At 72.7% G+C, this 23011-nt stretch carries 21 protein-coding genes; 9 read left to right on the top strand and 12 right to left on the bottom strand.

Annotation, left to right across the window (positions count from 1 at the left end):
• The first annotated feature begins 41 nt into the window (after positions 1-41).
• Positions 42-1667, top strand: coding sequence for an acyl-CoA dehydrogenase family protein (locus tag ACQEU6_RS43675; RefSeq protein WP_499339681.1), 1626 nt, complete (start codon positions 42-44; stop codon positions 1665-1667).
• Between the two features lie 158 nt (positions 1668-1825).
• Here the strand turns inward: ACQEU6_RS43675 and ACQEU6_RS43670 are convergent, their stop codons facing one another.
• The 3 genes from ACQEU6_RS43670 to ACQEU6_RS43660 all read right to left on the bottom strand — a co-directional run bounded on the left by ACQEU6_RS43670 (position 1826) and on the right by ACQEU6_RS43660 (position 6657).
• A complete protein-coding gene (locus ACQEU6_RS43670; RefSeq protein WP_499339680.1) occupies positions 1826-2560 on the bottom strand; it encodes a class I SAM-dependent methyltransferase in 735 nt (244 codons plus the stop codon).
• A 210-nt stretch (positions 2561-2770) separates the two neighbouring features.
• Entirely contained in the window at positions 2771-4933 is a 2163-nt protein-coding gene (locus ACQEU6_RS43665; protein WP_499339679.1) for a hypothetical protein, read from the bottom strand.
• Positions 4930-6657, bottom strand: coding sequence for a hypothetical protein (locus tag ACQEU6_RS43660; protein WP_499339678.1), 1728 nt, complete (start codon positions 6655-6657; stop codon positions 4930-4932). The genes ACQEU6_RS43665 and ACQEU6_RS43660 overlap by 4 nt, the downstream gene beginning before the upstream one ends.
• A 229-nt stretch (positions 6658-6886) precedes the next feature.
• On the opposite strand from ACQEU6_RS43660, the gene ACQEU6_RS43655 reads away from it, so the two are divergent.
• Positions 6887-7684, top strand: a complete 798-nt coding sequence (locus ACQEU6_RS43655) for an SAM-dependent methyltransferase (protein WP_499340546.1) — start codon at positions 6887-6889, stop codon at positions 7682-7684.
• A 112-nt stretch (positions 7685-7796) separates the two neighbouring features.
• Here ACQEU6_RS43655 and ACQEU6_RS43650 read toward each other — a convergent pair whose 3' ends face one another.
• The 3 genes from ACQEU6_RS43650 to ACQEU6_RS43640 all read right to left on the bottom strand — a co-directional run bounded on the left by ACQEU6_RS43650 (position 7797) and on the right by ACQEU6_RS43640 (position 10908).
• Positions 7797-9404, bottom strand: coding sequence for an ABC-F family ATP-binding cassette domain-containing protein (locus ACQEU6_RS43650; protein WP_499339677.1), 1608 nt, complete (start codon positions 9402-9404; stop codon positions 7797-7799).
• 470 nt (positions 9405-9874) lie between these two features.
• Positions 9875-10060 (bottom strand): ANTAR domain-containing protein, encoded by a 186-nt coding sequence (locus ACQEU6_RS43645; RefSeq protein WP_499339676.1) that lies wholly within the window; start codon positions 10058-10060, stop codon positions 9875-9877.
• An 80-nt stretch (positions 10061-10140) separates the two neighbouring features.
• Positions 10141-10908, bottom strand: a complete 768-nt coding sequence (locus tag ACQEU6_RS43640; protein WP_499339675.1) for an SDR family NAD(P)-dependent oxidoreductase — start codon at positions 10906-10908, stop codon at positions 10141-10143.
• Positions 10909-11085: 177 nt separating this feature from the next.
• Here ACQEU6_RS43640 and ACQEU6_RS43635 point away from each other — a divergent pair, with 177 nt between their 5' ends.
• A complete protein-coding gene (locus tag ACQEU6_RS43635) occupies positions 11086-11988 on the top strand; it encodes an RNA polymerase sigma-70 factor (protein WP_499339674.1) in 903 nt (300 codons plus the stop codon).
• A 21-nt stretch (positions 11989-12009) separates the two neighbouring features.
• On the opposite strand, the gene ACQEU6_RS43630 is transcribed toward ACQEU6_RS43635, so the two are convergent.
• Positions 12010-12339, bottom strand: a complete 330-nt coding sequence (locus tag ACQEU6_RS43630) for a hypothetical protein (RefSeq protein ID WP_499339673.1) — start codon at positions 12337-12339, stop codon at positions 12010-12012.
• 82 nt (positions 12340-12421) lie between these two features.
• On the bottom strand, positions 12422-13021 hold the full coding sequence (locus tag ACQEU6_RS43625) for a TetR/AcrR family transcriptional regulator (RefSeq protein ID WP_499339672.1): 600 nt from the start codon (positions 13019-13021) through the stop codon (positions 12422-12424).
• A gap of 79 nt (positions 13022-13100) precedes the next feature.
• Between ACQEU6_RS43625 and ACQEU6_RS43620 the strand changes: the two genes are divergently transcribed.
• Positions 13101-13511 (top strand): organic hydroperoxide resistance protein, encoded by a 411-nt coding sequence (locus ACQEU6_RS43620; RefSeq protein ID WP_499339671.1) that lies wholly within the window; start codon positions 13101-13103, stop codon positions 13509-13511.
• Positions 13512-13578: 67 nt separating this feature from the next.
• Here ACQEU6_RS43620 and ACQEU6_RS43615 read toward each other — a convergent pair whose 3' ends face one another.
• Positions 13579-14373 carry an SAM-dependent methyltransferase gene (locus ACQEU6_RS43615; protein WP_499339670.1) on the bottom strand — a complete coding sequence of 265 codons (795 nt, stop codon included), beginning with the start codon at positions 14371-14373 and terminating at the stop codon, positions 13579-13581.
• Positions 14374-14463: 90 nt separating this feature from the next.
• Between ACQEU6_RS43615 and ACQEU6_RS43610 the strand changes: the two genes are divergently transcribed.
• The 4 genes from ACQEU6_RS43610 to glgX all read left to right on the top strand — a co-directional run bounded on the left by ACQEU6_RS43610 (position 14464) and on the right by glgX (position 18778).
• Positions 14464-15318: a hypothetical protein gene (locus ACQEU6_RS43610; RefSeq protein WP_499339669.1), complete on the top strand. Its 855-nt coding sequence runs from the start codon at positions 14464-14466 to the stop codon at positions 15316-15318.
• 51 nt (positions 15319-15369) lie between these two features.
• The gene (locus ACQEU6_RS43605) at positions 15370-15945 is read left to right on the top strand and encodes a DUF4262 domain-containing protein (RefSeq protein WP_499339668.1); all 576 of its coding nucleotides are present in this window, start codon (positions 15370-15372) and stop codon (positions 15943-15945) included.
• A 46-nt stretch (positions 15946-15991) separates the two neighbouring features.
• On the top strand, positions 15992-16576 hold the full coding sequence (locus ACQEU6_RS43600) for a GNAT family N-acetyltransferase (protein WP_499339667.1): 585 nt from the start codon (positions 15992-15994) through the stop codon (positions 16574-16576).
• Positions 16577-16669: 93 nt separating this feature from the next.
• Complete coding sequence (gene glgX, locus ACQEU6_RS43595) at positions 16670-18778, top strand: glycogen debranching protein GlgX (protein ID WP_499339666.1); 2109 nt, start codon at positions 16670-16672, stop codon at positions 18776-18778.
• A 10-nt stretch (positions 18779-18788) separates the two neighbouring features.
• On the opposite strand, the gene ACQEU6_RS43590 is transcribed toward glgX, so the two are convergent.
• Both ACQEU6_RS43590 and ACQEU6_RS43585 read right to left on the bottom strand, forming a co-directional pair.
• Positions 18789-19190 carry a hypothetical protein gene (locus ACQEU6_RS43590; protein WP_499339665.1) on the bottom strand — a complete coding sequence of 134 codons (402 nt, stop codon included), beginning with the start codon at positions 19188-19190 and terminating at the stop codon, positions 18789-18791.
• Positions 19191-19360: 170 nt separating this feature from the next.
• On the bottom strand, positions 19361-20059 hold the full coding sequence (locus ACQEU6_RS43585) for a dihydrofolate reductase family protein (protein ID WP_499339664.1): 699 nt from the start codon (positions 20057-20059) through the stop codon (positions 19361-19363).
• A 63-nt stretch (positions 20060-20122) separates the two neighbouring features.
• On the opposite strand from ACQEU6_RS43585, the gene ACQEU6_RS43580 reads away from it, so the two are divergent.
• Positions 20123-21214, top strand: coding sequence for an ATP-dependent DNA ligase (locus tag ACQEU6_RS43580; RefSeq protein ID WP_499339663.1), 1092 nt, complete (start codon positions 20123-20125; stop codon positions 21212-21214).
• Between the two features lie 76 nt (positions 21215-21290).
• Here ACQEU6_RS43580 and ACQEU6_RS43575 read toward each other — a convergent pair whose 3' ends face one another.
• Positions 21291-22982, bottom strand: coding sequence for an alkaline phosphatase D family protein (locus ACQEU6_RS43575; RefSeq protein WP_499339662.1), 1692 nt, complete (start codon positions 22980-22982; stop codon positions 21291-21293).
• Positions 22983-23011 lie beyond the last annotated feature (29 nt).

Genomic DNA, 23011 nt, shown 5'->3' with positions numbered 1-23011 from the left:
CTGTATTCTGCGGGTCGACGGCATGAACGTTGGGAGAGCACGTGACGCACGAAGTGTTCAACCAGGTCCCCCCGCTCGCCGGGCACGACGTGTCCGACGAGGCCGCCCTGCTCGACGGGCTGCACCGCGAAGGCGCCGGATGGGCCGAGGCCGAGGTGCGCGAACTCGGCCGCCTCGCCGGCACCGGGCGGGCGCAGGAGTGGGGGCGCCTCGCCAACGAGCATCCGCCCGTCCTGCGCACCCACGACCGCTGCGGGCACCGGATCGACGAGGTCGAGTTCCACCCGGCGTGGCACGAGCTGATGACCGTCGCCGTGACGCACGGCCTGCACGGCACGGCCTGGACCGACCCCCGTGAGGGCGCCCACGTCGCCCGCGCCGCGAAGTTCTACACCTGGCGCGTCGACGCGGGCCACGGCTGCCCCGTCTCGATGACCTACGCCGCCGTCCCCGCGCTGCGGCAGTCGCCGGAGCTGGCCGCCCGGTACGAGCCGCTCCTGGCCCGTCCGGAGTACGACTTCGGGCTGCGGCCCCCGCTCACCAAGACCGCGCTCCTCGCCGGCATGTCCATGACGGAGAAGCAGGGCGGCTCGGACGTCCGCGCCAACACCACCTCGGCCGCGCCCCAGCCGGACGGGACGTACCGGCTCGTCGGCCACAAGTGGTTCACCAGCGCCCCGATGTGCGACGTGTTCCTCACCCTCGCCCAGGCGCCCGGCGGCCTGACCTGCTTCCTCGTCCCCCGCGTCCTGCCGGACGGCGACCTCAACCCGCTGCGCCTGATGCGGTTGAAGGACAAGCTCGGCAACAGGTCCAACGCCTCCTCCGAGGTGGAGTACGACGAGGCGGTCGCCTGGCGGGTCGGGGACGAGGGCCGCGGCGTCCGCACCATCATCGAGATGGTCAACATGACCCGCCTGGACTGCGTGATCGGCGCCGCGTCCGGGATGCGGCTCGGCGTCACCACCGCCGCGCACCACGCGGCGCACCGCGCGGCGTTCGGCCGCCCGCTGATCGACCAGCCGCTGATGCGCAACGTCCTGGCCGACCTCGCGATCGAGTCCGAGGCCGCCACGACCACGATGCTGCGCCTCGCGGGCGCCACCGACCGCTCGGTGCGCGGCGACGAGAGCGAGACCGCCTTCAAGCGCCTCGGCCTCGCGGTCAGCAAGTACTGGATCTGCAAGCGCTGGCCCGCGCACGCCGCCGAGGCCCTCGAATGCCTGGGCGGCAACGGCTACGTCGAGGAGTCCGGGATGCCCCGCCTCTTCCGCGAGTCCCCCCTGAACTCCATCTGGGAGGGCTCCGGCAACGTCGCGGCACTCGATCTCCTACGCGCAACGCTACGCGAGCCGCAAACCCTGGAGGCGTTCTTCGAAGAAGTAGTCCTCTCCCAGGGCGCCGACAAGCACCTGGACGCAGCCGTCAAGGAGACCAAGGAAAGCTTCGCCGACACCGCGACCATCGAGTACCGCGCCCGCCGCGTAGCCGAGAACCTGGCGCTAGTCCTCCAGGCATCGCTGCTGGTCAGACACGGCCACCCGGCCGTGGCCGACGCCTTCTGCGCAACCCGCCTGGCCGGCGACTGGGGCGGCGCGTTCGGCACCCTCCCACCGGGCCTGGACGTCGCCCCGATCATCGACCGCGCCACCCCGAAGGTCGGCTGACTCCTCACTCAAGTTCAGCGCCGGGAGTTTCGATGGTGCGTGAAGCCCGGTATGGATCATGCGCCGCGCCGGTTTCCGGCCGTGCCGCCGGTGGCCGTCGTGGTCACGGCCGGGCGCCTCGGTGAGAGGCTGCGCTTGGATCGTGCCGGTAGGTGTGTTCAGGGGGTGGCCGGTTTGCGGGCGGTGAGCAGGCGGGTCGGGACCCACGGGCTGCCCCACCACGCGCGCCAGCCGAGGCCGCGCACGCGGATGTCCTGGGCGTCCAGCCGGGCCAGCACCGCGGCGTACTCGCGGGGGGTCCGCGCCAGGTCGGCGATCAGCAGGCGGCCGCCCGGCCGCAGCACCCGGTACGCCTCGGCGATCGCCTGGGCGCGGGCGTCCGAGCCGAAGATGGTGTGCACCGTCAGGCTGGACACGACCAGGTCGAAGCTTGCCTCCGCGTACGGGAGTCTGCGCAGGTCGCCCCCTTGCACGTGAACGCGGTCGGCGACGCCTTCGGCACGGGCGTTGCGCAGGGTCGCCGCCGGGGTGTTGCCGGACTGGTCCCGTCCGCGCCACAGGTCCACGCCGACCGCCCGGCCCTGCGGGAGGCGCCGGGCTACGGCCAACAGGACGGCGCCGCGTCCGCAGCCGAGGTCGAGCAGCCGTTCGTCGCCGCGCAGGTCCAGCTCGTCCAGCACGTCCCGCCAGACCAGGAACTTGCCGCGCAGCGTGGCGTGCAGGCTCAGGGCCAGGCATCCCGCCAGCAGGGTGCCGGAGACCAGCGCGGGCAGCGCGGCGGCCAGATCGGCGGTGACCGCCATCACCAGCCCGGTCCCCCAGAACCCCAGCACGACCAGGCCCACGAAGCCGAACCCGTAGGGCGCATCCATCCCGTACCGCGCGCCAGACATCCCGCCACTCTGCCACGAACCGGCCGTTCGGGGCGGGCTACGACACACCGGCCCATCGCCGACCATCTCGCCGCCGAGTACCCGGCACCGTGGTGCCGCCGACCCGATCTTCGTCTGAGCCGGCTCCGAGAAGCCGATCCGGGTGGCCGGGACCGGAGCAGTCACGTCCTGTCCGTCGGGCCGCCGCACCGGCCCGGCCAGTCCCCGGGGTCACGGGGTGTCGACGTCGAAGGAGCCGATCAGGCGACCGCCTTTGATCGCGGCGTCGAGCCGGGTCATCACGTCGATCATGTCGTGCGGCGACGCCGCGATGGCGTCCTGGACGCGGTCGTCGTTGATCGCCGCACGGAACGCGTCGCCGAGCGGCCTTGCGAGCGTCCCGAGGTCGTCCGCGGGCACCAGCCAGCGCAGCTTCCCGAAGTCGACGTCGCCCGCGCCGATGTGCCGGGCGAGGTCGCGTGCCATCTGGCTTCTGAGCCGGTCGCTGATGATCCCGCCGGCGATGTTCTTGACCTCGGCAACCAGCAGGAACCCCATGACGCCGTCCGGCGGGGAGTCGTCCCCGCGGAACACGACGACGTCGAGGTCGCGGCGCCCCTCCGGACCGGTGAAGGTGATCTCGAAGTCGAACCGCACGTCGGGGTGGTCGGGCCTGAGCTCGCGGTAGAGGTCGCGCGCGCCGTAGAGGCTGCCGATCGCGCCGGCGGACTTGGAGTCCCCCGCCCAGAGGTCGACGAGCACCGCGTAGAGGCCGCGGCCGTTGGCGACGGGGTCGAGCTCGCCGAGGAGCGCCCAGAGGCCCGTGCCGACGGGATCGCCGTCGAGGAGGTCGAACCATCGGGTGTCCTGGTTGCCGCCCTTGTCTCCCTCCGGCGAGCCCAGGGCGTCCGTCCAGGGCGCGATCATGCCGCGCGGAGGGCCGTCCTCGGACCAGATGCGGCGGTAGGCCGACACACCGTCGAGTTCGACGTCGGTCATGCCGCCGAGGCGTGTGAGGACGGCGAGCACCTGGACCTCGCGGGCCCTGATCTCGGTCACCAGCTTCGCGTCGGGCAGCGCCGGATCGAGGTCCCCTCGCGCCTCCTCGACGTGGTCGGCGAGGTCGTGGAGCAGCTTGCGCAGATCCTCGCGAGCCAGCAGGCGCCGGATGGACGCGAGCACCTCCTCCGAGTCGCCGGCCAGCTCCTCCAGCAGCCTCCAGCGGTTGTCGAACGCGTCGGCCATGGCGCGCAGCGCGGCGATCAGGCGCTCGCGTCCCGGCGCCGAGCCGGGCAGGTGCTCGACCACGGTGACGAGCAGCTTCGCCGCCGCCGCGGTCACCCTGGTGGCGCGCAGCGCCTTCGTGCCCGCCACCATGACGAGCCCGGCGCCCGTGGCGCTCAGCACGGTGTTCTGGAGCAGCTCGCCGATCGACGTGGACAGGGTGAAGTAGAACGCGGCCGGGCCTGCCTCGAACAGGGACGCCTCGAACGACGACGCCTGCTGCTGTCCGATGAGCACCCCGAGGCCGTGCGCGACGGTGGGGTCGGCCAACGCGGCGGCCCCGAGCGACCGCAGCGTCCTCACGATGCCCGTGAGGTCGCCGAAGACGAGCTTGATGAGGTCCAGCACGTCGACCAGCGGCTGAATGACGATCCCGTACAGCAGACCGGCGTCGACGACGGTGGGAAGCAGGACGTGCAGGGCCCGCGCGTTCGCGACCGCCTGCTCGTGGAACCGGCTCCCGAAGGAGGGGTCGACCAGGCCCGACATCATGAAGCCGTCGTGGACGCCCTGCGCGAACTCGATCGCCGCGGCCCTGACGGCCCGTGCCCCCGGCGCGTCGCTCGTCAGGAACCCGCCGAGCCGCGTGGCCGGCGAAACGGCCGCCGACAGCGGGACCGGGACGAGCGCGCTGATGTCGGCGGCCGACGTCAGCGCCGCGCTCGCGAGGTTCTCCCGGCCGGTGACGTGGTCGGGGACCGGTGACGTGACGGGCAGGGCGCCGGCCACGGCGCCCGCCCGCCCGAACGCCGGGCCGAGTCGCACCAGCGCGTAGCCGGCCAGCTCCCGGACGAGCGCCGTGCGGGCCGCGAGGTCGTCGAGCAGGTCCTGGCCGTCGAGCCCCGCGGCGGCCACCAGCAGCGCGTCGAGCCGGGTCAGGAGGACCGCGGGCTGGCGGACGTCGAGCCCCGCGGCGACGAGGGCGTCCCACCACGCCGCCGCCTCCGTGCCGGTCGCCTCCGTGCAGGTCGGCTCCGTCCGCGGCGCCGACGTGCCGAGCGGCGGCGGACCCCCGCCGACCGCGGCGAACGGCGACGGAACCACGTCGGCGGGGGACGCCGCCGGGGTGTCGAGCGCGGGCGTGGTGAGCGCGCCCGGGGCGCCGCTCATGCCGGCGGCGGGGTCTCGGACGGCTCCTCGACGGTGGGAGCCGGGTTGTGCATGCGTGCCCACGCATCGGCCTGGGCCCGCGGGTCCCCGATCCCGCCGACGATCTCGATCGCCTGCGTGAGCTTGCGGTTCTGCAGCTCGGCGGCGTCGACGGTGGTCGACTGGAGCTCCTGGTTGTAGCGGTCGAGGGCCTCGCCTCCGCCGAGCAGCGCCTCGGCGATCACGGCCGGCGTCGGCAGCACGTACCGCTCGACGTTCTTGATGACGCCCGGCACGCTGATGCCCCCGACGTCGTCGCGCAGATCCGGCCGCCGGCGGATGTACACGATGCGCTCGGTCTTCCCCGTCAGGTCGCACGGCGCCTCGCGCTCCACCTTCTCCAGGAAGCGGACCGCCCGGCCCTCGTGGTTGAAGACCGCGCAGTACGGCTGCAGGATCCGCTTCCGCACGGCGGCGACGTGCTCCGCGGACACGAGCTGCGGGAGCACGTCGTCGAGCTGCCCGAGCTCGATGAGCCGGACGGACTCCGGGTAGCCGTTGGAGAACAGCACCTTGACGTCATGGAGGTAGGTCACGGTGTCGTAGGCCTGCAGCAGCTGCCGGAACACGATGTTCAGCACCCGGCTGTGGTTGATGTTCGCGATCTGCCGGACGGTGGTCGTCGACTCCCCCGTGCCGGCGGTGGCGCTCGTGGTGGTGTTGACCTCGACCTGCCGCGACGAGCCGCTGGTCTCCACATGCGAGCCGAGCGCGCGGTTGATCGCCTGCGTGTTGATCTCGCTCGTCATCGCCACGGTCGTGGCGTCGCTCTGCGAGCCGCTGTGCTCGGCGCCGAAGCCGAGCTCGACGAGGCCGAAGAGGTCGACGCCCACGCCGAAGTTCACGCCGCCCCCCGTGGTGCTCGACCGCGTGCTCGACGTCGCGTTCGCGAGCGTCGTGCCGATCTGCTCCTCGACCAGCGCCTCCATCTCGTCGGCGGCGGACTCGGTGAACGAGTCGAGGACGTTGGAGGACTCCGCGGCGGTCGTCTCCTCGTCGCGGTAGGTGGCGAGGGTGATCGTCGTGGACTCCCCCGGTAACAGCGACGTCGTCGACAGCGTCCGGCCCGCGCCGTAGTCGCCGAGGTAGGAGCACACGCGGTAGTACTCGACCAGCGCGAGCCGGGCGACCGGCCGCACGGGCTGCGGCAGGAACTTGATCTGCAGATCGCCGCCGAAGCCCGTCGTGACCATCGGCCGCAGGCGGTCCTCCACGGCGCGCACGAGGTGCGACGCCGTATAGGTCGGCTTGGGCGCGACCCGCCGGCGGCTGGGGCGCGTCGGAGGGCTGCTCGCGGCCGGGACGCGGGCGTGCCCGGCCGGTCGCGGGAGACGGGCGGACGCGACGCGCGGCGCCCGCGAGGTCTGGCCGGGTTCCGCGGCCGGGTGGAGGAGCGCCGGGATGCGGGGGTCGAGCAGCTGGGCCGTGGTCTGCGGCGAGAGCGTCCCCTTGACGATGTCGTCGATCAGGTCGTCGGGATTCGGCACCGGCGCCTTCCACCAGTGCTCCTCCGGCTCCGCCGTCACCTCGTCGCGGAACCACGACGGGTCGATGTTGAGCGGAATGGACCCCTGTGCCGAGAAGCAGCCTCCCTGCGGGAGGTTGTCATCGAGCACCGGCGCCTCGCCGCCCCCGAGCCGGATGAGCGGTTCGCCCGCCCCGCAGTTCGTCGTCGGTGCCGGCATGGTGGCCCTCCCTGGGATCGTGGCGGGGTCAGCCGTTCCGGGTGTTGCCCCGCACGGACTCCCACCCCGCCAGAAGAACACGATGCCCCTCACCCCGGGACGGCCCTGACGTGACCGGATGAGGACTGAGGCTGGACGAAAAGCCCTTTGCCATAAGGGGTTTCGCGATCCGCAGGGTTCCGCGGGAGCTACGATGCGGAACAAGATCTCCCTGAGCGTTGAGGTGCACATGGCCGAGTCCCCGCAGATTCCCACCGGCGTTCCCACCGCGGCGCGCGTCTACGACGTGATGCTCGGCGGCAAGGACAACTACGAGGTGGACCGGGCCGTGGCCGAGGGCAGCCTCGCGATCATGCCGGAGCTGCGGGACATCGCCCTGCACAACCGCGCGATCCTGCACCGCGTCGTCCGCCATCTCGCCGCCGAGGAGGGGATCACCCAGTTCCTCGACCTGGGATCGGGGCTGCCGACCGTCCGCAACACCCACGAGGTCGCCCAGGAGGTCAACCCGCGGGCTCACGTGGTGTACGTCGACATCGATCCGATCGTGCTGGCGCACGGCCGCGCGATCCTGGCCGACAACGCCAACACCACCGTGGTGACCGCCGACATCCGCCGGCCCGGCGACCTCCTCGAACGTCCCGAGGTCCGGGCGCTCATCGACTTCGACCAGCCCGTCTGCGTGATGCTCGTCGGCATCCTGCACCACCTCGCCGACGACGAGAAGCCCGGCGAGATCGTCCAGGTGCTGCGGGACGCGATGCCCAGCGGCTCCTTCTTCTTCATCACCAACTTCACCCGCCTGGGCGACGCCCCCGAGTCCGTCGCGCTGGAGCAGCAGCTCCTGGAGCAGCTCGGCACCGGCCGCGTCCGCACGCCCGCCGAGCTGGCGACCTTCTTCGACGGCCTGGAGATCCTGCCGCCCGGCCTCGTCCCGCTCCCGCTGTGGCGCCCCGAGGAGCCGGTCCTGGACGCCAGCACCATCGACGTCCGCTTCATGACGGGCGGCGTCGGCCGCAAGCCCTGATCTCCCACATGCCGCGTCAGCGCGCGGACGGGCCGTTCGTGATCTTCGGCCGAGACGGCGGGTGAGGAGGCGGATCGATCGGGCCGCCTCCTCGTTCGCCGGTCGTGGCGGGTCAGAGGTCGAGGTCCCGCCGCTGGTGCATCCGTCCGTCGCCGTCGAGTTCGATGACGGTGTCCACGCCGATCCGTCCGAGGAAGGCGAAGTCGTGACTGACGATGAGGAGTGCTCCTCGGTACGCGTCGAGCGCTTCGGCGAGCTGTTCGACGCTTGCGATGTCCAGGTTGTTGGTGGGCTCGTCCAGGATCAGCAGCTGAGCGGGCGGCTCCGCGAGGAGGAGACGTGCGAGGGAGACGCGGAAGCGTTCTCCGCCTGAGAGCGTGCTGACCGGGCGGTCCACGCCGTCACCGCGCAGCAGCAGCCGAGCGAGCTGGTTGCGGATCGTGCCGGCCGGTGTTCCCGGAGCGACGGCCTGCACGTTGTCCATCGCGCTGGCGTCGTCGTCCATCCCGTCGAGGCTCTGCGGAAGGTAGCCGACGAGCCCGGTGCTCAGGCGGCCGTGCGGACGTCCCGGAACCGGTTCGGAGGCTTGGACGAGCTGCGCGATCAGAGTCGACTTCCCGGTGCCGTTCGCGCCGACGAGCGCCACCCGTTCCGGGCCCTGGATCACCACGGTCCGGTCCTGGTCCACCAGTTCGGCGATGCGCCGCCCGCGGGGAACACCCGGATCGGGGAGGACGAGGTGAATGTGCTCCTCGTCGCGGACGCGCGCGTCCGCCGCGTCGACGGCGGTCTGGGCGGCCTGCACCTTGTCGTCGAGCGTGGACCGCATCGATCCCGCGGACGCCTGCGCCTTGCCGGCCCGGTTGCCGGCGAGGATCTTCGGGATCCCGCCGTCCTTCTGTGTCTTCTTCGCGGTGCGCTCGCGGCGCGCGAGCTTCGTCTCGGCCTCGGCGCGCTGGCGTTTCTCGACCTTGAGCGCCTGCTGGGCCGAGCGGGCCGCCTGCACCGCGGCCGCCTGCTCGTTCTCCCTATGCTCCTTCCACGCGCTGTACGGGCCGCCGAAGGTGTCGAGCCCCCCGGCGAAGAGCTCGGCGGTGTGGTCCATGAGCTCCAGCAGTTCGAGGTCGTGGCTCACGACGACGAGCGTCCCGGGCCACTGGTCGGCGAACTCGGCAAGCCGGGCGCGCGTCGGGCGGTCGAGGTTGTTGGTGGGTTCGTCGAGCAGCGTGATCGGGGTGCGCCGGACACGCAGCCCGCTGATCGCGATCAGCATCGCCTCACCGCCGGACACCTCGGCGACCCGGCGGTCGAGGTCGCCCGCGGAGAAGCCGATCTGGTGCAGCGCCTCGTCGGCGCGGGACTCGATGTCCCAGTCGTCGCCGATCGCGTCGAAGTGGCGCTGGTCGACGTCGCCGGACTCGATGGCCTTCATCGCCGCGAGGACGCCGTGGATGCCGAGCAGTTCGGAGACCGTGGTGTCCCGCCTCAGCGTGAGGGACTGCGGCAGGTACCCGACCTCACCCGTGGTGTCGATCTGCCCCGACGTCGGGCGCAGTTCACCCGCGATGAGCTTGAGCAGGGTCGACTTACCGACGCCGTTGCGGCCGATCAGGCCCGTCCGGCCGATGCCGAACGTGTCGCTGACGCCGGCGAGCGCGACGGAGCCGTCGGGCCACTCGAAGGTCAGGTCGCGGAGGGTGATGGCGGAATTGATAGACATGGCGATATTTCTCTTTCTCCCGTCAACCGTCGGCAGGCATGACAGGGATCAGTTCTGTGCCGGGAGGGCGGCCCCGGAAGATGCCCTGCGGTCGCGCGCGCGTGCGGCATCGTCTGCGCCGAATGGTTCGACAAGAGACCGGTAGGGAGCCGCTGCCGATCAACTGGCAGGCCGAAGTCGCGCATTCGCAGTCATGCAACCGGACCAGGGCCGGTGCAGTGTGAACGTGCCGGCGAGATTCACGCGGCGATGTCAACACCCAGGACGGGTGGACGCACACGCGTACTCTGAGAAATACCGTTCACTCACGCAGGAGAGTTTCTGCGCAGGAAAGCCACCGGCAGTTCGGTGGCTAGGCTCTGTCCACCTCGATCAATTCCACGCCCTCATTCTATCAGCCGTGCGCTCGCGGCCGGCTACCACTCTCGGCGAGAGCCCACCATCCGACTTCATGATCGAGCGCGTCCGGTTCAGAGGTCGTCGGCGGCCTCGGGGGCGGAGACGATGCCCTCCGCGAGGCCGCCGAGCCTGACGTTGAGGTTCTGCGACGTCCGGGACAGCGGTTCGAACGCCTTGCCGGCGTCGAGGCCGCGGCGGGCCATCAGGATGCCGGTGGCCTGGCCGATCACGGTCCGGGTGTCGAGCGCCCGGCGCATTCTCGCAGATGCACGTGTCGCGCCTGCTCAGCAAGTCGCTGCTCCAGCTGCGCCACGGCATGCCGCCCGCCTGAGGGCCCCTACCAGGGCAGCGGACCGTCCTCGCCGAAGAAGCCGGCGGTCGGCCCGTCCGCGCCGAGCGTGGCCAGGCGCACCACGACGGCGGCGCCCTGCTGGGGCGTGAGGTGCCCGGTGTGGTCGTTGCTGTCGGTGTCGACGAAGCCGGGGGCGACGGCGTTGACGAGAACGCCGTCCTCGCGCAGCTCGTTGGCGTACTGCACGGTCAGCGCGTTCAGCGCCGCCTTGGACGGCGTGTACGCGGCCGACGGCAGCAGCGCCGCGAAGGGGCCGTCCGGGTCGCTGGTGAGCGTCAGCGAGGCGGCGTGGCTGCTGACGTTGACGACGCGCGCCGCCGGGGACCGCCGCAGCAGCGGCAGCATGGCGTTGGTCACCGCGACCACGCCGAGGACGTTGGTCGCGAACACCGCCCGGACCATCTCCAGGTCGACGGAACTGGGGATCTGGTCGACGGCGTCCTGGGGCGCGACCTGTCCCGAGCCGGTGATGCCCGCGTTGTTGACCAGGACGTCGAGGCGCCCGTAACGCTCCTCGACGTGCCGCGCGGCTTCGCGGACGGCGCCCGGGTCGGTGACGTCGAGGGGGACCGCGTGCACATCGCCGCCCGCCGCGCGCAGGGCGGCGGCGGCCTCCTCACCGCGCCGCGGGTCCCGCGCACCGGCCAGGACCGTCATGCCCCGCCCGGCGAGCCCTTCGGCGACCGCCCGGCCGATCCCCCTGTTCGCCCCCGTGACCATCGCGACCGCCCGGCGCCCGGTGTCGTCGTTCATGATCAAGCTCCCGTCTCCTCCGCCGCGCGGCCGTCCACGCGGCTCCGGACACGAGATGACGGCGCGCCCCCGCCCGTGACAGCACCCGCGTATGACGTGCGTCACCGAACCCGGATGTCACAGACGGAAGGGGGCCGGCGTCCTGTGCACGACACGCGACGAGCGATGGGGGAAGCCATGGACGGACGATCGAGGGACGCGGCCGACGGTCGCATGGACGCCGCCACCGAGGCGTTCGTCGCCCACCGCAACCTGCTGTTCACCGTCGCCTACGAGATGCTCGGCTCGGCCGCCGACGCCGAGGACGCCCTCCAGGAGACCTGGCTGCGGTGGACGGGCGTCGACCTCGAAACGGTGCGGGATCCCCGCGCGTACCTCGTGCGGACCACCACCCGGCAGGCGCTCACCCGGCTGCGCACGCTGCGCCGGCGCAAGGAGTCCTATGTCGGGCCCTGGCTGCCCGAGCCGCTGCTGACCGCGCCCGACGTGGCCGAGGACGTCGAGCTGGCCGAGAGCCTCTCGATGGCGATGCTGCTGGTGCTGGAGACCCTCGCGCCGACCGAGCGGGCGGTGTTCGTGCTGCGCGAGGTGTTCGACCTCGGCTACGACGAGATCGCCCAGGCCGTCGGCAAGACCCCCGACGCGGTCCGCCAGATCGCCCACCGCGCCCGCAGGCACGTCGCCGCGCGCAGGCCCCGCGACACCGTCTCCCCCTCCGACACCCGGACCGCGCTCCACGCGTTCCAGCGGGCGGTCGAGACCGGCGACCTGCGGAACCTGCTCGACGTCCTCGCGCCGGACGTCGTCCTGCTGACCGACGGCGGCGGGGTCGTCCGCGCCGCGGTGGCGCCCGTGGTGGGGGCGGACAAGGTGGCCCGCCTGCTCGCCAGGGTCTCCGGCGCGGTCTCGCTGCGGCCCGCGCACGTCAATGGCGGCCCCGCACTGGTGCTCGGCCGCGACGGCGAGATCGACACCGTCATCGCGGCCCGCATCGACGACGGCCGCGTCACCGGGCTCTACGCCGTCCGCAACCCCGAGAAACTCGCCCGCATGACGGAGGAGACCCTTCTGCACCGCTGACCGGCGCCACGGGCCCCGCGCTCAGACGACGGCGCGGAGCCACTCCCCCAGCACCCGGTAGTCGGCCTCGGTGATCCCCGTACCCGGGTCGACCCGGTGCGCGAGGGCCGGCGCCGGATGCCGCGCGGCCACCCGGGCGCGGTCCCGGTCGGTGATCTCGTCGTCGACCCAGGCGAAGGGGCGCCCCGCCGCCCACGCGGCGAGGGCGCGCGTCTTCCAGTGCAGGCCGTGCCGCCGGTCCTGCCCTTCGCCGTCGGGGTCGTCCGGCCAGGTCACCGTCGCCAGCCGCGGCAGCCCCGCGAGCGGGGCGACGCACTCGTTCGCGTCGTCCATCCAGGTGGTGGCCCACACCAGTTCGCAGGGCAGCGCCAGCAGCCTGGGCCCGTGCCCGGGATCGATCCGAGGAAGAGCAGCGGCCGCCGCGGGGCTCCGGTCACGGGCGCGCGGCCTCGCGGGGACGGGCGGGGGCGTCCAGGACACTCGTGACGGCCTCGTGGACCGCGGTGCGCACCGTGGCGGGGTCGTCGAGGTCGAACCCGACGGCGAGGCCGTCCCTGAGCAGCATGAGGGTGTGGGCGGTGCCGTCGGGGTCGGGGTGGCCGTCGGCGGCCAGCAGGTCGCGGAACAGGCCCCGGCACCACTCCCGGTACTCGTCGATCGCCCGGCGCACCGGGTGGGCGGGATCGGGGTACTCGGCGGCGGCGTTGATGAACGGGCAGCCGCGGTAGGAGGGGTCGGAGCCGAACGTGCACATCCGCTCGAACGCCGCGAGGAGAGCCTCGCGGGGCGTCGCGGACTCGGGCATGTCGGCGATGCCGCGCTGCCGGAGGCTCTGCTCGACGATGTAGACGCGGACGAGCTCGTCCTTGCTCGGGAAGTGGTGGTAGAAGGTCGCCTTCGCCACCCCGGCCTCGGCGATGATCCGGTCGATGCCCACGGCGTGCACGCCCTCGGCGTAGAACAGGCGCGTCGCCGTCTCGAAGACGCGGGACCAGGCCGCGCTCCGGCGGGGCGACGGGGATCTCGTGGTCACGCCTTGACGTTACCAGACAGACCGGTCTAGGCTCCCGAACAGCAGACAGGTCTGTCTGTCTACTTTGAAGGGACGGCTCATGCGGCAGTACACGACCACCGCCACCTCCACCGGGCGCGACGGGCGCGCGTTCACCGCCGACGGGCGGCTGGACCTCAAGATGGCCCTGCAGAAGGAGCTCGGGGGCGACGGCGACGGCGCGAACCCCGAGCAGCTGTTCGCCGCCGGCTACGCCTCGTGCTTCGCCAGCGCCCTGCAGCTGGTGGCGCGGAAGCAGAAGATCGACGTCTCCGGCATGTCCGTGACCGCGGAGGTCGGCCTCAGCCCGAACGGCTCGGGCGGGTTCCAGCTCGACGTCAAGCTGTCGGCGAAGCTGCCGGACGCGCTCAGCGCGGAGACCAAGCGGCAGCTCGTCGAGACCACCCACCAGGTGTGCCCCTACTCCAACGCCACCCGCGGCAACATCCCGGTGGAGCTGACGACCGTCTGACCGGTCGCCGGGCCGGGCGGGGCCTCCGGCCGGTTCCGGCCGGAGGCCCCGCGGCCGGGTCGTCCGGTCAGGCCTTGCGGGCGACCCCGCAGAGAGTCGAGGTGCCCGGCGTCTCGCCGAACGGGCTCGGCTCGGGGCGCCACTTCTCGCACGCCACCACGCCGGGCTCGACCAGCTCGAAGCCGTCGAAGTACCCGGCGATCTGCTCCGGGCGGCGCAGCCGGTACGGGACGGCGCCGGTGTCGTCGTACTCCTGCTGCGCCTTGTTGTGGGCCTCGTCGGTGTCGGTGTCGTCGTAGAGGGCGAGGTGGCTGCCGGACGGCAGGCCGCCCATCAGCGTCCGGATGATGTGCAGGATCTCGTCGTAGGAGTCGACGTGGCCGAGGACGCCCATCAGCATCAGGGCGATCGGCCGGTCGAAGTCGAGCCTGCCCCGGGCGATCCGGAGGATCTGCTCGGGGTCCCGCATGTCGGACTCGATGTAGCTGGTCTCGCCCTCGGGGCGGCTGGTCAGCAGGGCGTGCGCGTGCGACAGCACGAGCGGGTCGTTGTCGACGTAGACGATCCGCGCCTCGGGCGCGACGCGCTGCGCCACCTCGTGGGTGTTGTCGACGGTGGGCAGCCCGGTGCCGACGTCCAGGAACTGGCGGACGCCCGCCTCCCCCGCCAGGTACCGGACGGCGCGGGCCAGGAAATGCCTGCCGGTCCGCGCGATGTCCACGATTCCCGGATAGATGCTGACGTACTGGTCACCGGCGTCGCGGTCGACCGGATAGTTGTCCTTGCCGCCGAGCCAGTAGTTCCATATCCGTGCGGAGTGCGGAACGGAGGTGTCGATCGCGTTGACCGGATCGTCGGCCATGGTCTTCTCCCTACTGCGCTCCACCGGTGGTCGCGCATAAAATAGATCATTGTCCGGCGCCGCGACACCGACCGACGAAGCGAGGCATGGGTGCGTTCTCGGCGGCTTGCCGCGGTCGCGGTGACCCTGCTGGTGCTCGCCGTGCTCGCCGGTTGCGGCGGCGGCCCGCCGCCGCGGGAGCGGCGGGCGCGGGTCGAGGTCGCCCTGCTGGCCGGCGGCGGCGCCCACGTCGACCTGTACGCGGCGGGGCGGCTCCGGTCGGACGCCGAGGTGCGGGACCTCGCGCGGCGGGTCGCCGGCGCGCTGCTCCCGGGCGCCGAGGGCATCGGCGTCCGCACGAGGAAGGGCCGCGGTGCGCCGTTCGCCCGCGCCGAGATCGACCGCGCCTACCGGACGGGACGCCGGCCGTTCCTGCGAATCGACACTTCCGGCGCGGCGCGCGAACTGACCGCGCGGGCCTTCGACGACACCCTCCTGAAATTGCGGCTGCCACCGGTTCCCGCAACGGTGAGTCCTGACATATCCGGGAATCGTCTCTGGCATCTGCGCAGGGGCGAACCGGCCCCCGTCATCCGGATCGGCATGAGGCCGGCGCCGGAACGCTGGTACGGCGTGATGGCGCTGCCCGTGCTCGGCGCCCTGGGCGTGGGGCTGGCCTTCTTCGTCCGGCGCCGCGCGCTGGCGGCGCCCGCGGCCGGGATCGCCGTCGCCGCCGCCGGCCTGGCGCTGCCGCTCGGCGCGGGACGGCGCGGCGCCGACCTCGGCGTCGCCGGCGTGCTCGGCGGGACGGCCCTGGACGTGGCGTCCGTCGCGCCGCTCACGGCCCTGCCCCTCGGCATGCCCGCCGCGATGCTGCTGGGCGCCATCGCCGTCCGGGGCCTGCGCGGCCCGGCCGTCCGGCACGGGCACGAGGCGCCGCCGCACGACACCGGCGTGTTCTGGTGAGCTCGCGCGACGCCTGCTCCCCCAGGGTCGATTGATCGTAAGCTGAGGGTCATGTCCGGCGATCGCCCCTCATGCGGCTGCGTGATGTGCCGTGACTACGGCGACCGCGACCGCCTGGACAACTTCCAGCTCCGCACGATCGTGCACATCACCCAGTACGGGTGGAGCGTCGTCCTCGTCCAGCCGGACGAGGAGGGCCCCGGCTGGGCGTACACGGTCGGCCTGTGGCACAGCCACGGCGCCCCCGAGCTCGCGATGTTCGGCGGCGACGTGTACGAGACGGAAGAGATCCTCAACATGCTCGGGCGGCGGACCGCCGAGGGGCACGGGCCCGCCGACGGCGAGCGCCGCGACGGCGTCGTGCGAGGGCAGCAGGCCGCCTTCCGCGACGTCGACCCGCACTGGTTCGACGGGCTGTTCGGCGGCGCCGTGGCGTTCTACCGGCGCCCGCCGCTGCCGATCCTCCAGGTCGTCTGGCCCAACGGGGACGGCCTGTTCCCGTGGCAGCCCGGCACCGACCTGCCGTTCCGGCACGCCCAGCCGTGGCTGTGGCTCCACCCGCGGCAGCATCCGGCCGGCGCCTGGACGCGGCGGCTGTCCGGCCGGCGCTCCGAGTGGCGGCTCTGAGGCCGCCTCACGGGCCCTCCGGGCCGCGAGAGCATACGATCAGCGGGTGTACGGGCCGATCGCCGACACCATCCGCACCCAGCGCCTCGTCCTGGAGCCGCTGGCGGTCCACCACGCGGACGAGATGGCCCCCGTCCTGGACGACGTGCGCCTGCACCGCCACATCGGCGGCGAGCCCCTCACGCGCGACGAGCTGCGCGCCCGCTACGCGCACCTGGTCGCGGGCGCGGCGCCCTACCACCAGGAGTACTGGCTGAACTGGATCGTCCGCCGCGCCCGCGACGGGCAGGCCGTCGGCTACGTGCAGGCGACGGTCGCGCCGGCGCCGCCGGGATTCGCCGTGACGCCCGCCGCGGCCGGGTCGACGGTCACGCCGGGCCCGCCGCGGCTCGTCGCGTCGCTCGCCTGGGTGATCGGCATGCCCTACCAGGGGTTCGGGTTCGCCACCGAGGCCGCCCGCGCGCTGCTGGACTGGCTCGCGGCGCAAGGCGTGCACGACGTCGTCGCGACCGTCCACCCGGACAACCGCGCCTCCGCGGCCGTCGCGGCCAGGATCGGGCTGCGGCGAACCGGGGAGGTCCGCGACGAGGACGCCGTCTGGCGCCTCCACCGCGGCCCCGCGCCGGAATGACACGCGTGTGGTGAAAGGCGACGGCGCGCGGGGAAGAGAGCGGGTAGGCCACAATCGACGGGCCAGGACGAACCGGCCGAGGGGTGGAGGAGCATGCGGGAGGTGTGGCCCGGGGACCCCTATCCGCTGGGCGCCACCTGGGACGGCACGGGGACGAACTTCGCGCTGTTCTCCGAGGTGGCCCGGCGGGTCGAGCTGTGCCTGTTCGACGCCGAGGGGCGCGAGACGCGGCGGGACCTGCCCGAGGTGGACGGGTTCGTCTGGCACGGCTACCTGCCCGGCATCGGGCCCGGCCAGCGCTACGGGTACCGGGTGCACGGGCCGTTCGACCCCCGCGAGGGGCACCGCTGCAACCCCTCCAAGCTGCTGCTCGACCCGTACGGCAAGGCCGTCGCGGGGGTCGCTCCGGGGGAGCTGATCCGCTGGCACGAGTCGCTGTTCTCCTACCGGTTCGCCGACCCCGACGCGCTCAACGAGGACGACAGCGCCCCGTACATGCCGAAGAACGTGGTGGTGAACCCGTTCTTCGACTGGGGTGACGACCGGGCGCCGCGCGTCCCCTACCACGAGAGCGTCATCTACGAGGCGCACGTGAAGGGCCTGACGAAGCTGCACCCGGCCGTCCCGGAGGAGCAGCGCGGGACGTACGCGGGCGTCGCGCACCCGGTGATGATCGACCACCTCCTCGACCTCGGGGTGACGGCGGTCGAGCTGATGCCGGTGCACCAGTCGGTGCCCGAGCACGCCCTGGTGGCGCGGGGGCTGGACAACTACTGGGGCTACAACACGATCGGGTTCTTCGCGCCGCACAACTCCTACAGCTCCTCCGGGCAGTCCGGGGAGCAGGTGCTGGAGTTCAAGGCGATGGTCCGCGCCCTGCACGAGGCCGGCATCGAGGTCATCCTCGACGTCGTCTACAACCACACGGCGGAGGGCGACCACCTGGGGCCGACGCTGTCGTTCCGGGGCATCGACAACGCCTCGTACTACCGCCTGCGCGACGACGACAAGCGCTACCACCTCGACTACACCGGCTGCGGCAACTCGCTGAACGTCCGGAACCCGCACGCGCTGCAGCTCATCATGGACTCGCTGCGCTACTGGATCCTGGACATGCACGTCGACGGGTTCCGCTTCGACCTCGCCTCGGCGCTGGCCCGCGAGCTGCACGACGTCGACCGGCTCGCCGCGTTCTTCGACCTCGTCCAGCAGGATCCGGTCGTGTCCCAGGTGAAGCTCATCGCCGAGCCGTGGGACGTGGGCGAAGGCGGCTACCAGGTCGGCAACTTCCCGCCGCTGTGGACGGAATGGAACGGCAAGTACCGCGACACCGTCCGCGACTTCTGGCGCGGCTCGTACGCGACCATGCCGGAGTTCGCGTCCCGCCTGACCGGGTCCTCGGACCTGTACGAGCACAGCGCGCGCCGCCCGTTCGCGTCCATCAACTTCGTGACCTGCCACGACGGGTTCACGCTCAGCGACCTCGTGTCCTACGACCACAAGCACAACGAGGCCAACGGCGAGGGCAACCGGGACGGCACCGACGACAACCGCTCGTGGAACTGCGGCGTCGAGGGCCCCACCCGCGACCCCGGGGTCCTCGGCCTGCGGGCCCGGCAGCGCCGCAACTTCCTCGCGACGCTGTTCCTGTCGCAGGGCGTGCCGATGCTCTCCCACGGGGACGAGCTCGGCCGCACGCAGGAGGGCAACAACAACGCCTACTGCCAGGACGACGCGCTCGCCTGGGTCCACTGGGAGGACTCGGGCGACATGGAGTTCGTCCAGCACCTGTCGCGGCTGCGCCGCGACCACCCGGTGTTCCGCCGGCGCCGCTTCTTCACCGGGACGGGCAGCGGCGCCGCCGCCGACATCGCCTGGCTGACCCCGGCCGGCGAGAGCATGACCGACCAGGACTGGAACGTCGGCTTCGCCAAGTCCCTCGGCGTGTTCCTCAACGGCGACGCCATCACCGAGCCCGACCCGCGCGGCCGGCGCGTCCGGGACGACTCGTTCCTGCTGCTGGTCAACGCCGGGTCCGAGCCGGTCGAGTTCACGCTGCCCGGCGCCGAGTACGGCGAGCGCTGGGAGTTCGCCCTCGACACCGCCGAGCCCGGCACGGTCGGGGAGCGTCCCCGGCTCAAGGCCCGCGACGTCGTGACGGTCGGCGACCGCGCGCTCCTCGTCCTGCGGCGCGGGGCCTGAGCCGCGGGGCTCACGCCCGGCCGACCTCCATCGCGGTCAGGAAGACCAGGACGAACGTCGCGAGCGCCACCGCGCCGTGGACGGCGACCGCCGCGGCGGGGAACGCCTGCTCCGCGCCCCTGGCGTGACGGCCGCCGCGTCCGACGAGCCAGCGCGTGAACAGCAGCAGCCCCTGGAAGATGATGACGAGCAGGGCCGCGAAGGCGACCCATGCGTAGACGGCGCTTCCCGTCGCGAGGTAGACGACCCACACGGCCAGGCCCGCGACGGCCGAGAGCGGATGCCCCGCCACGACCAGCCGCGGAAACCGCGTCACCTTCGTCGATCGCCCCCCGTTGACCCACCACACGGCCAGCAGGTACCCGCCCGCGACGGCGGCGATGATCCACGCGCCCAATGCGGCGTACTCCACCCCCGCTCCTTTCGTGAGATTCTCACCCGGCCCCTGCCGCCTAGTGTCGCTCCCCAACGCTTCCGGCATGACGGATTCGTACAGATTGGGGGACAGACCGTCACCGCACCGGTCGGCCCGCATGCCGGGCGGGCGGGAGCCGGCGGCCGCCGGCCGGCGCCCTCGCGCCGCTACGCCCGCAACCGGTAGCGGACGAAGAGCACGCCTTCGTCCAGGTAGAGGGCGGCCGGGTCCAGCGGCACCTCGGCGTCCAGGCCCTCCAGCAGGCGGGTGTGGCGCGCGCCCCCGAGGAGGGTGGGCGCGATGTTGAGGCACAGTTCGTCCACGAGCGACGCCCTGATGAGCGCGGTGGCCAGGGACGGGCCGCCCTCGCAGAGGAGGTGCTCGTGGCCGAGGTCCTCGCGCAGCACTCTCACGGCCGCGGGGAGATCGACGTCGTCGTCGCCCTCCGCGACCACCCGGAGGTGGCCGGGCACCTCGGCCCGGACGCTCCGGGTCGTCACCACGACGGTGGGCGTCTCGGCCTCGGTGAACAGCGGGAGCGTCCAGTCGAGGTCGAGGGAGCGGCTCACCACGACGATGGGCGCGGGCGGCCCGCCGCGGCGCGCGCGCAGGTCGCCGCCCAGGCGCGCGGGGCCGAGGCGCCCCGTGCGGACGGTCCCGGCGCCGACGAGGATCGCGCCGGCCAGGGCGCGCAGGGTCCGGAAGACGCGGAAGTCGGCGGCGCCGCCCAGGCCGTCGGTCCACCCCTCGGAGTCGGTGACGGAGCCGTCCGCGCTCATGACCATGCCGAGCCGCAGGCCCGGCAGGTCGCCGTAGGCCTCGTAGGGATCGACGCCGGCGGCGGGCTCGGGCAGCAGACGGCGCATGACGTGCACAGTATCGGACCCCCGGGATGCCCTTTTGTCGGTGCCGGGGCGCAAGATGGGGGCATGGACCTGCCGATCAGCCCGCCGTTGCCGCCGATGCTGGCCAAGGCGGTCAAGACCATGCCCGAGGGCGACCTGCTGTACGAGCCGAAGTGGGACGGGTTCCGCTGCATCGTCTTCCGCGACGGCGACGAGGTGGAGCTGTCCAGCCGCGGCGAGAAGCCGCTCACCCGCTACTTCCCCGAGCTGGTCGAGGCGGTGCGGCGCGAGCTGCCCGAGCGGTGCGTGGTGGACGGCGAGATCGTGCTGCCCCGGGGGACGCGCCTCGACTTCGACGCCCTCCAGCAGCGCATCCACCCGGCCGCGTCGCGGGTCAAGCTGCTGTCGGAGCAGACTCCGGCGTCGTTCGTGGCCTTCGACCTGCTCGCCCTCGGCGACGAGTCGCTCATGGAGGCGCCGCTCGGCGAGCGGCGGCGGCGGCTCGTCGACACCCTGGCCGGGGTGAAGGCGCCGATCCACGTCACGCCCGCGTCCGACTCCTACGAGCTGGCGCTGCGCTGGTTCGACGAGTTCGAGGGCGCCGGGCTCGACGGCGTCATCGCCAAGCCGCGGGACGTCCCCTACGAGCCCGACAAGCGCGTCCTCTTCAAGGTCAAGCACGAGCGGACGGCCGACTGCGTGGTGGCGGGGTTCCGCTGGCACAAGTCGGGCCCCATCGTGGGGTCGCTGCTGCTCGGGCTCTACAACGCCGACGGCAATCTCCAGCACGTCGGCGTCGCGGCCTCGTTCACGATGAAGCGCCGCGCCGAGCTGGTCGAGGAGTTGCGGCCCTACCGGCTGGAGGATCTGTCCCAGCACCCGTGGGCGGAGTGGGCGAACCAGTCGGAGGCCACCGTCGACCGCATGCCCGGGGCGATCTCCCGCTGGACCGGCAAGAAGGACCTCAGCTGGGTGCCGCTGCGTCCCGACCTGGTGGTCGAGGTGGCCTACGAGGCGATGGAGGGCGACCGGTTCCGGCACACCGCCCGGTTCCGGAACTGGCGCCCCGACCGGACGCCCGGTTCCTGCACCTACGCCCAGCTGGAGGTGCCGGTCGCCTACGACCTCGACGACATCTTCGGCGGCGCCGCGACGAGCCCGCGCGTGGACCGCTGAGGGCGGGCCCGGCGCCGGATCCCGTCCGGCGCCGGATCCGCGGCCGGGACGCCCCGCGCGTCCCGGCCGCCCGTTCTCAGGGCTGGGTCTCGTTCTGGACGGTCTGGCGGATGAGGTCCTGGTCCGGCTGCGCCGCCGCCTTGGCCGACGCGTAGGGGCGCAGGTAGGCCTGCTGCACGCCGGGGACGCGGTCCTCGATGACGAAGGTCGCCTTGGTGGAGACGTCGGCGTCCGGGGTCCGGACGGTCGGGAGCGTCTTGAAGTCGGCCCTCATCTCCTCCTTGCCGATCGTCGTCAGCACGTAGCCGCGCTGGTTGTTGTAGAAGCGCAGATGCGGGTTGATCTTGAGGAAGGGCTGGTCGGCGGGGTTGGAGTCCTTGCCGTCGCCGGTGCTGGTGATCGACGTGCACACCAGCTCCGAGCCGACCGTCCTGGAGTCCGGGTCGTCGTAGTCGGCCTTCAGGTCGCTCGCCCAGTGGGCGTGGACGTCGCCGGTGAGGACGACCGGGTTGCGGACCTCGGCGTCCAGCCAGCCCTTGGTGATCCGGTCGCGGGAGGCGGCGTAGCCGTCCCAGGCGTCCATCGAGGTCTTCTTGACGGGCCCGGCGGTGTTGTCGCGCTGGGCGAAGAACACCTGCTGGCCGAGGACGTCCCAGCGGGCGGTGGAGCGGCGGAAGCCGTCCAGCAGCCACTTCTCCTGCTCGCCGCCGGTGATGGAGCGCTTCGGGTCGGCGGCGGCGGGGCAGTCCTTGTAGCCGTCGCCGCAGCCCTGGTCGTCGCGGAACTGGCGGGTGTCGAGCATGTGGAAGTTCGCCAGCCGGCCCCACCGCACCCGCCGGTAGACCTGGATGTCGGGGCCGCTGGGGATGGACCGGCGGCGCAGCGGCATGTTCTCGTAGTACGCCTTGAACGCGGCGGCGCGGCGGGCGCGGAAGTCGTCGTAGGAGGGCGTGTCGGAGCCCTCCTCGGGGATGTAGCCGGCCCAGTTGTTCTCGACCTCGTGGTCGTCGAACACGACGAGCCACGGGGCGGCCTGGTGCGCGGCCTGGAGGTCGCGGTCGGCCTTGTACTGGGCGTGGCGCAGCCGGTAGTCGGCCAGCCTGACCGTCTCGGGGCCCTCGTGGTCGCGGACGTTGCCGCCCGGGATCGTGTAGACGCCCTTCTTGTACTCGTACTGGTAGTCGCCCAGGTGCAGGACCAGGTCGGGGTGCTCTTCGGCCAGCCGCCGGTACGCGGTGAAGTAGCCGTGCTCGAACTGCGAGCACGACACGAAGGCCATGGCGAGGGCCGGGCCGTAGGTGGCCGGGTGGGGGGCGGTCCGCGTCCGCCCGACCGGGGAGACGTGGCCGTCGACGCGGAAGCGGTACCAGTAGTCGCGGCCGGGGCGCAGGCCGTTCAGCTCGACGTGGACGGAGTGCGCGGCGTCGGGGCGGGCGGCGGCGGTGCCGCGCCGGTCGATGCGGCGGAAGCGGGAGTCGGTGGAGACCTCCCAGCGGACGGGGACGATCCGGGAGGGCATGCCGCCGAGGCCGTCCTCGGCGTGCGGGTCCAGGGCGAGGCGGGTCCAGAGGACGAACCCGTCGGGTTCGGGGTCGCCGGAGGCGACGCCGAGGGTGAACGGGTCGGAGGGCAGGGCGCGGCTGCGGGGGGCCGCGTGGGCGGTGCCGGGTGCGCCGGTCACGGCGACGGCGGTGAGGAGTCCGCTGGTGGCGAGCCCGCTGGAGGCGAGGAAGGCGCGCCGGTTCAGCGGGCGGGCGGAGTCGGCCATGGAGAGTGACCTTTCGGAGGGGTCCGGCA

Source organism: Spirillospora sp. CA-108201 (assembly GCF_050936235.1).
Taxonomy (GTDB): Bacteria; Actinomycetota; Actinomycetes; order Streptosporangiales; family Streptosporangiaceae; genus Spirillospora.
Note: the sequence above shows the minus strand (reverse complement) of the source record. Positions and strands in the feature narration are given on the sequence as shown.

What these genes read in the sequence shown, in the direction of transcription:
- glgX (WP_499339666.1), top strand. Translation starts at nt 16,670, where the DNA reads ATGCGGGAGGTGTGGCCCGGGGACCCCTATCCGCTGGGCGCCACCTGG.
- ACQEU6_RS43620 (WP_499339671.1), top strand. Translation starts at nt 13,101, where the DNA reads ATGCGGCAGTACACGACCACCGCCACCTCCACCGGGCGCGACGGGCGC.
- ACQEU6_RS43660 (WP_499339678.1), bottom strand. Translation starts at nt 6,657, where the DNA reads ATGCCGGCACCGACGACGAACTGCGGGGCGGGCGAACCGCTCATCCGG.
- ACQEU6_RS43605 (WP_499339668.1), top strand. Translation starts at nt 15,370, where the DNA reads ATGTCCGGCGATCGCCCCTCATGCGGCTGCGTGATGTGCCGTGACTAC.
- ACQEU6_RS43580 (WP_499339663.1), top strand. Translation starts at nt 20,123, where the DNA reads ATGGACCTGCCGATCAGCCCGCCGTTGCCGCCGATGCTGGCCAAGGCG.
- ACQEU6_RS43670 (WP_499339680.1), bottom strand. Translation starts at nt 2,560, where the DNA reads ATGTCTGGCGCGCGGTACGGGATGGATGCGCCCTACGGGTTCGGCTTC.
- ACQEU6_RS43585 (WP_499339664.1), bottom strand. Translation starts at nt 20,059, where the DNA reads ATGCGCCGTCTGCTGCCCGAGCCCGCCGCCGGCGTCGATCCCTACGAG.
- ACQEU6_RS43665 (WP_499339679.1), bottom strand. Translation starts at nt 4,933, where the DNA reads ATGAGCGGCGCCCCGGGCGCGCTCACCACGCCCGCGCTCGACACCCCG.
- ACQEU6_RS43650 (WP_499339677.1), bottom strand. Translation starts at nt 9,404, where the DNA reads ATGTCTATCAATTCCGCCATCACCCTCCGCGACCTGACCTTCGAGTGG.
- ACQEU6_RS43575 (WP_499339662.1), bottom strand. Translation starts at nt 22,982, where the DNA reads ATGGCCGACTCCGCCCGCCCGCTGAACCGGCGCGCCTTCCTCGCCTCC.
- ACQEU6_RS43615 (WP_499339670.1), bottom strand. Translation starts at nt 14,373, where the DNA reads ATGGCCGACGATCCGGTCAACGCGATCGACACCTCCGTTCCGCACTCC.
- ACQEU6_RS43640 (WP_499339675.1), bottom strand. Translation starts at nt 10,908, where the DNA reads ATGAACGACGACACCGGGCGCCGGGCGGTCGCGATGGTCACGGGGGCG.
- ACQEU6_RS43635 (WP_499339674.1), top strand. Translation starts at nt 11,086, where the DNA reads ATGGACGGACGATCGAGGGACGCGGCCGACGGTCGCATGGACGCCGCC.
- ACQEU6_RS43645 (WP_499339676.1), bottom strand. Translation starts at nt 10,060, where the DNA reads ATGCGCCGGGCGCTCGACACCCGGACCGTGATCGGCCAGGCCACCGGC.
- ACQEU6_RS43655 (WP_499340546.1), top strand. Translation starts at nt 6,887, where the DNA reads ATGGCCGAGTCCCCGCAGATTCCCACCGGCGTTCCCACCGCGGCGCGC.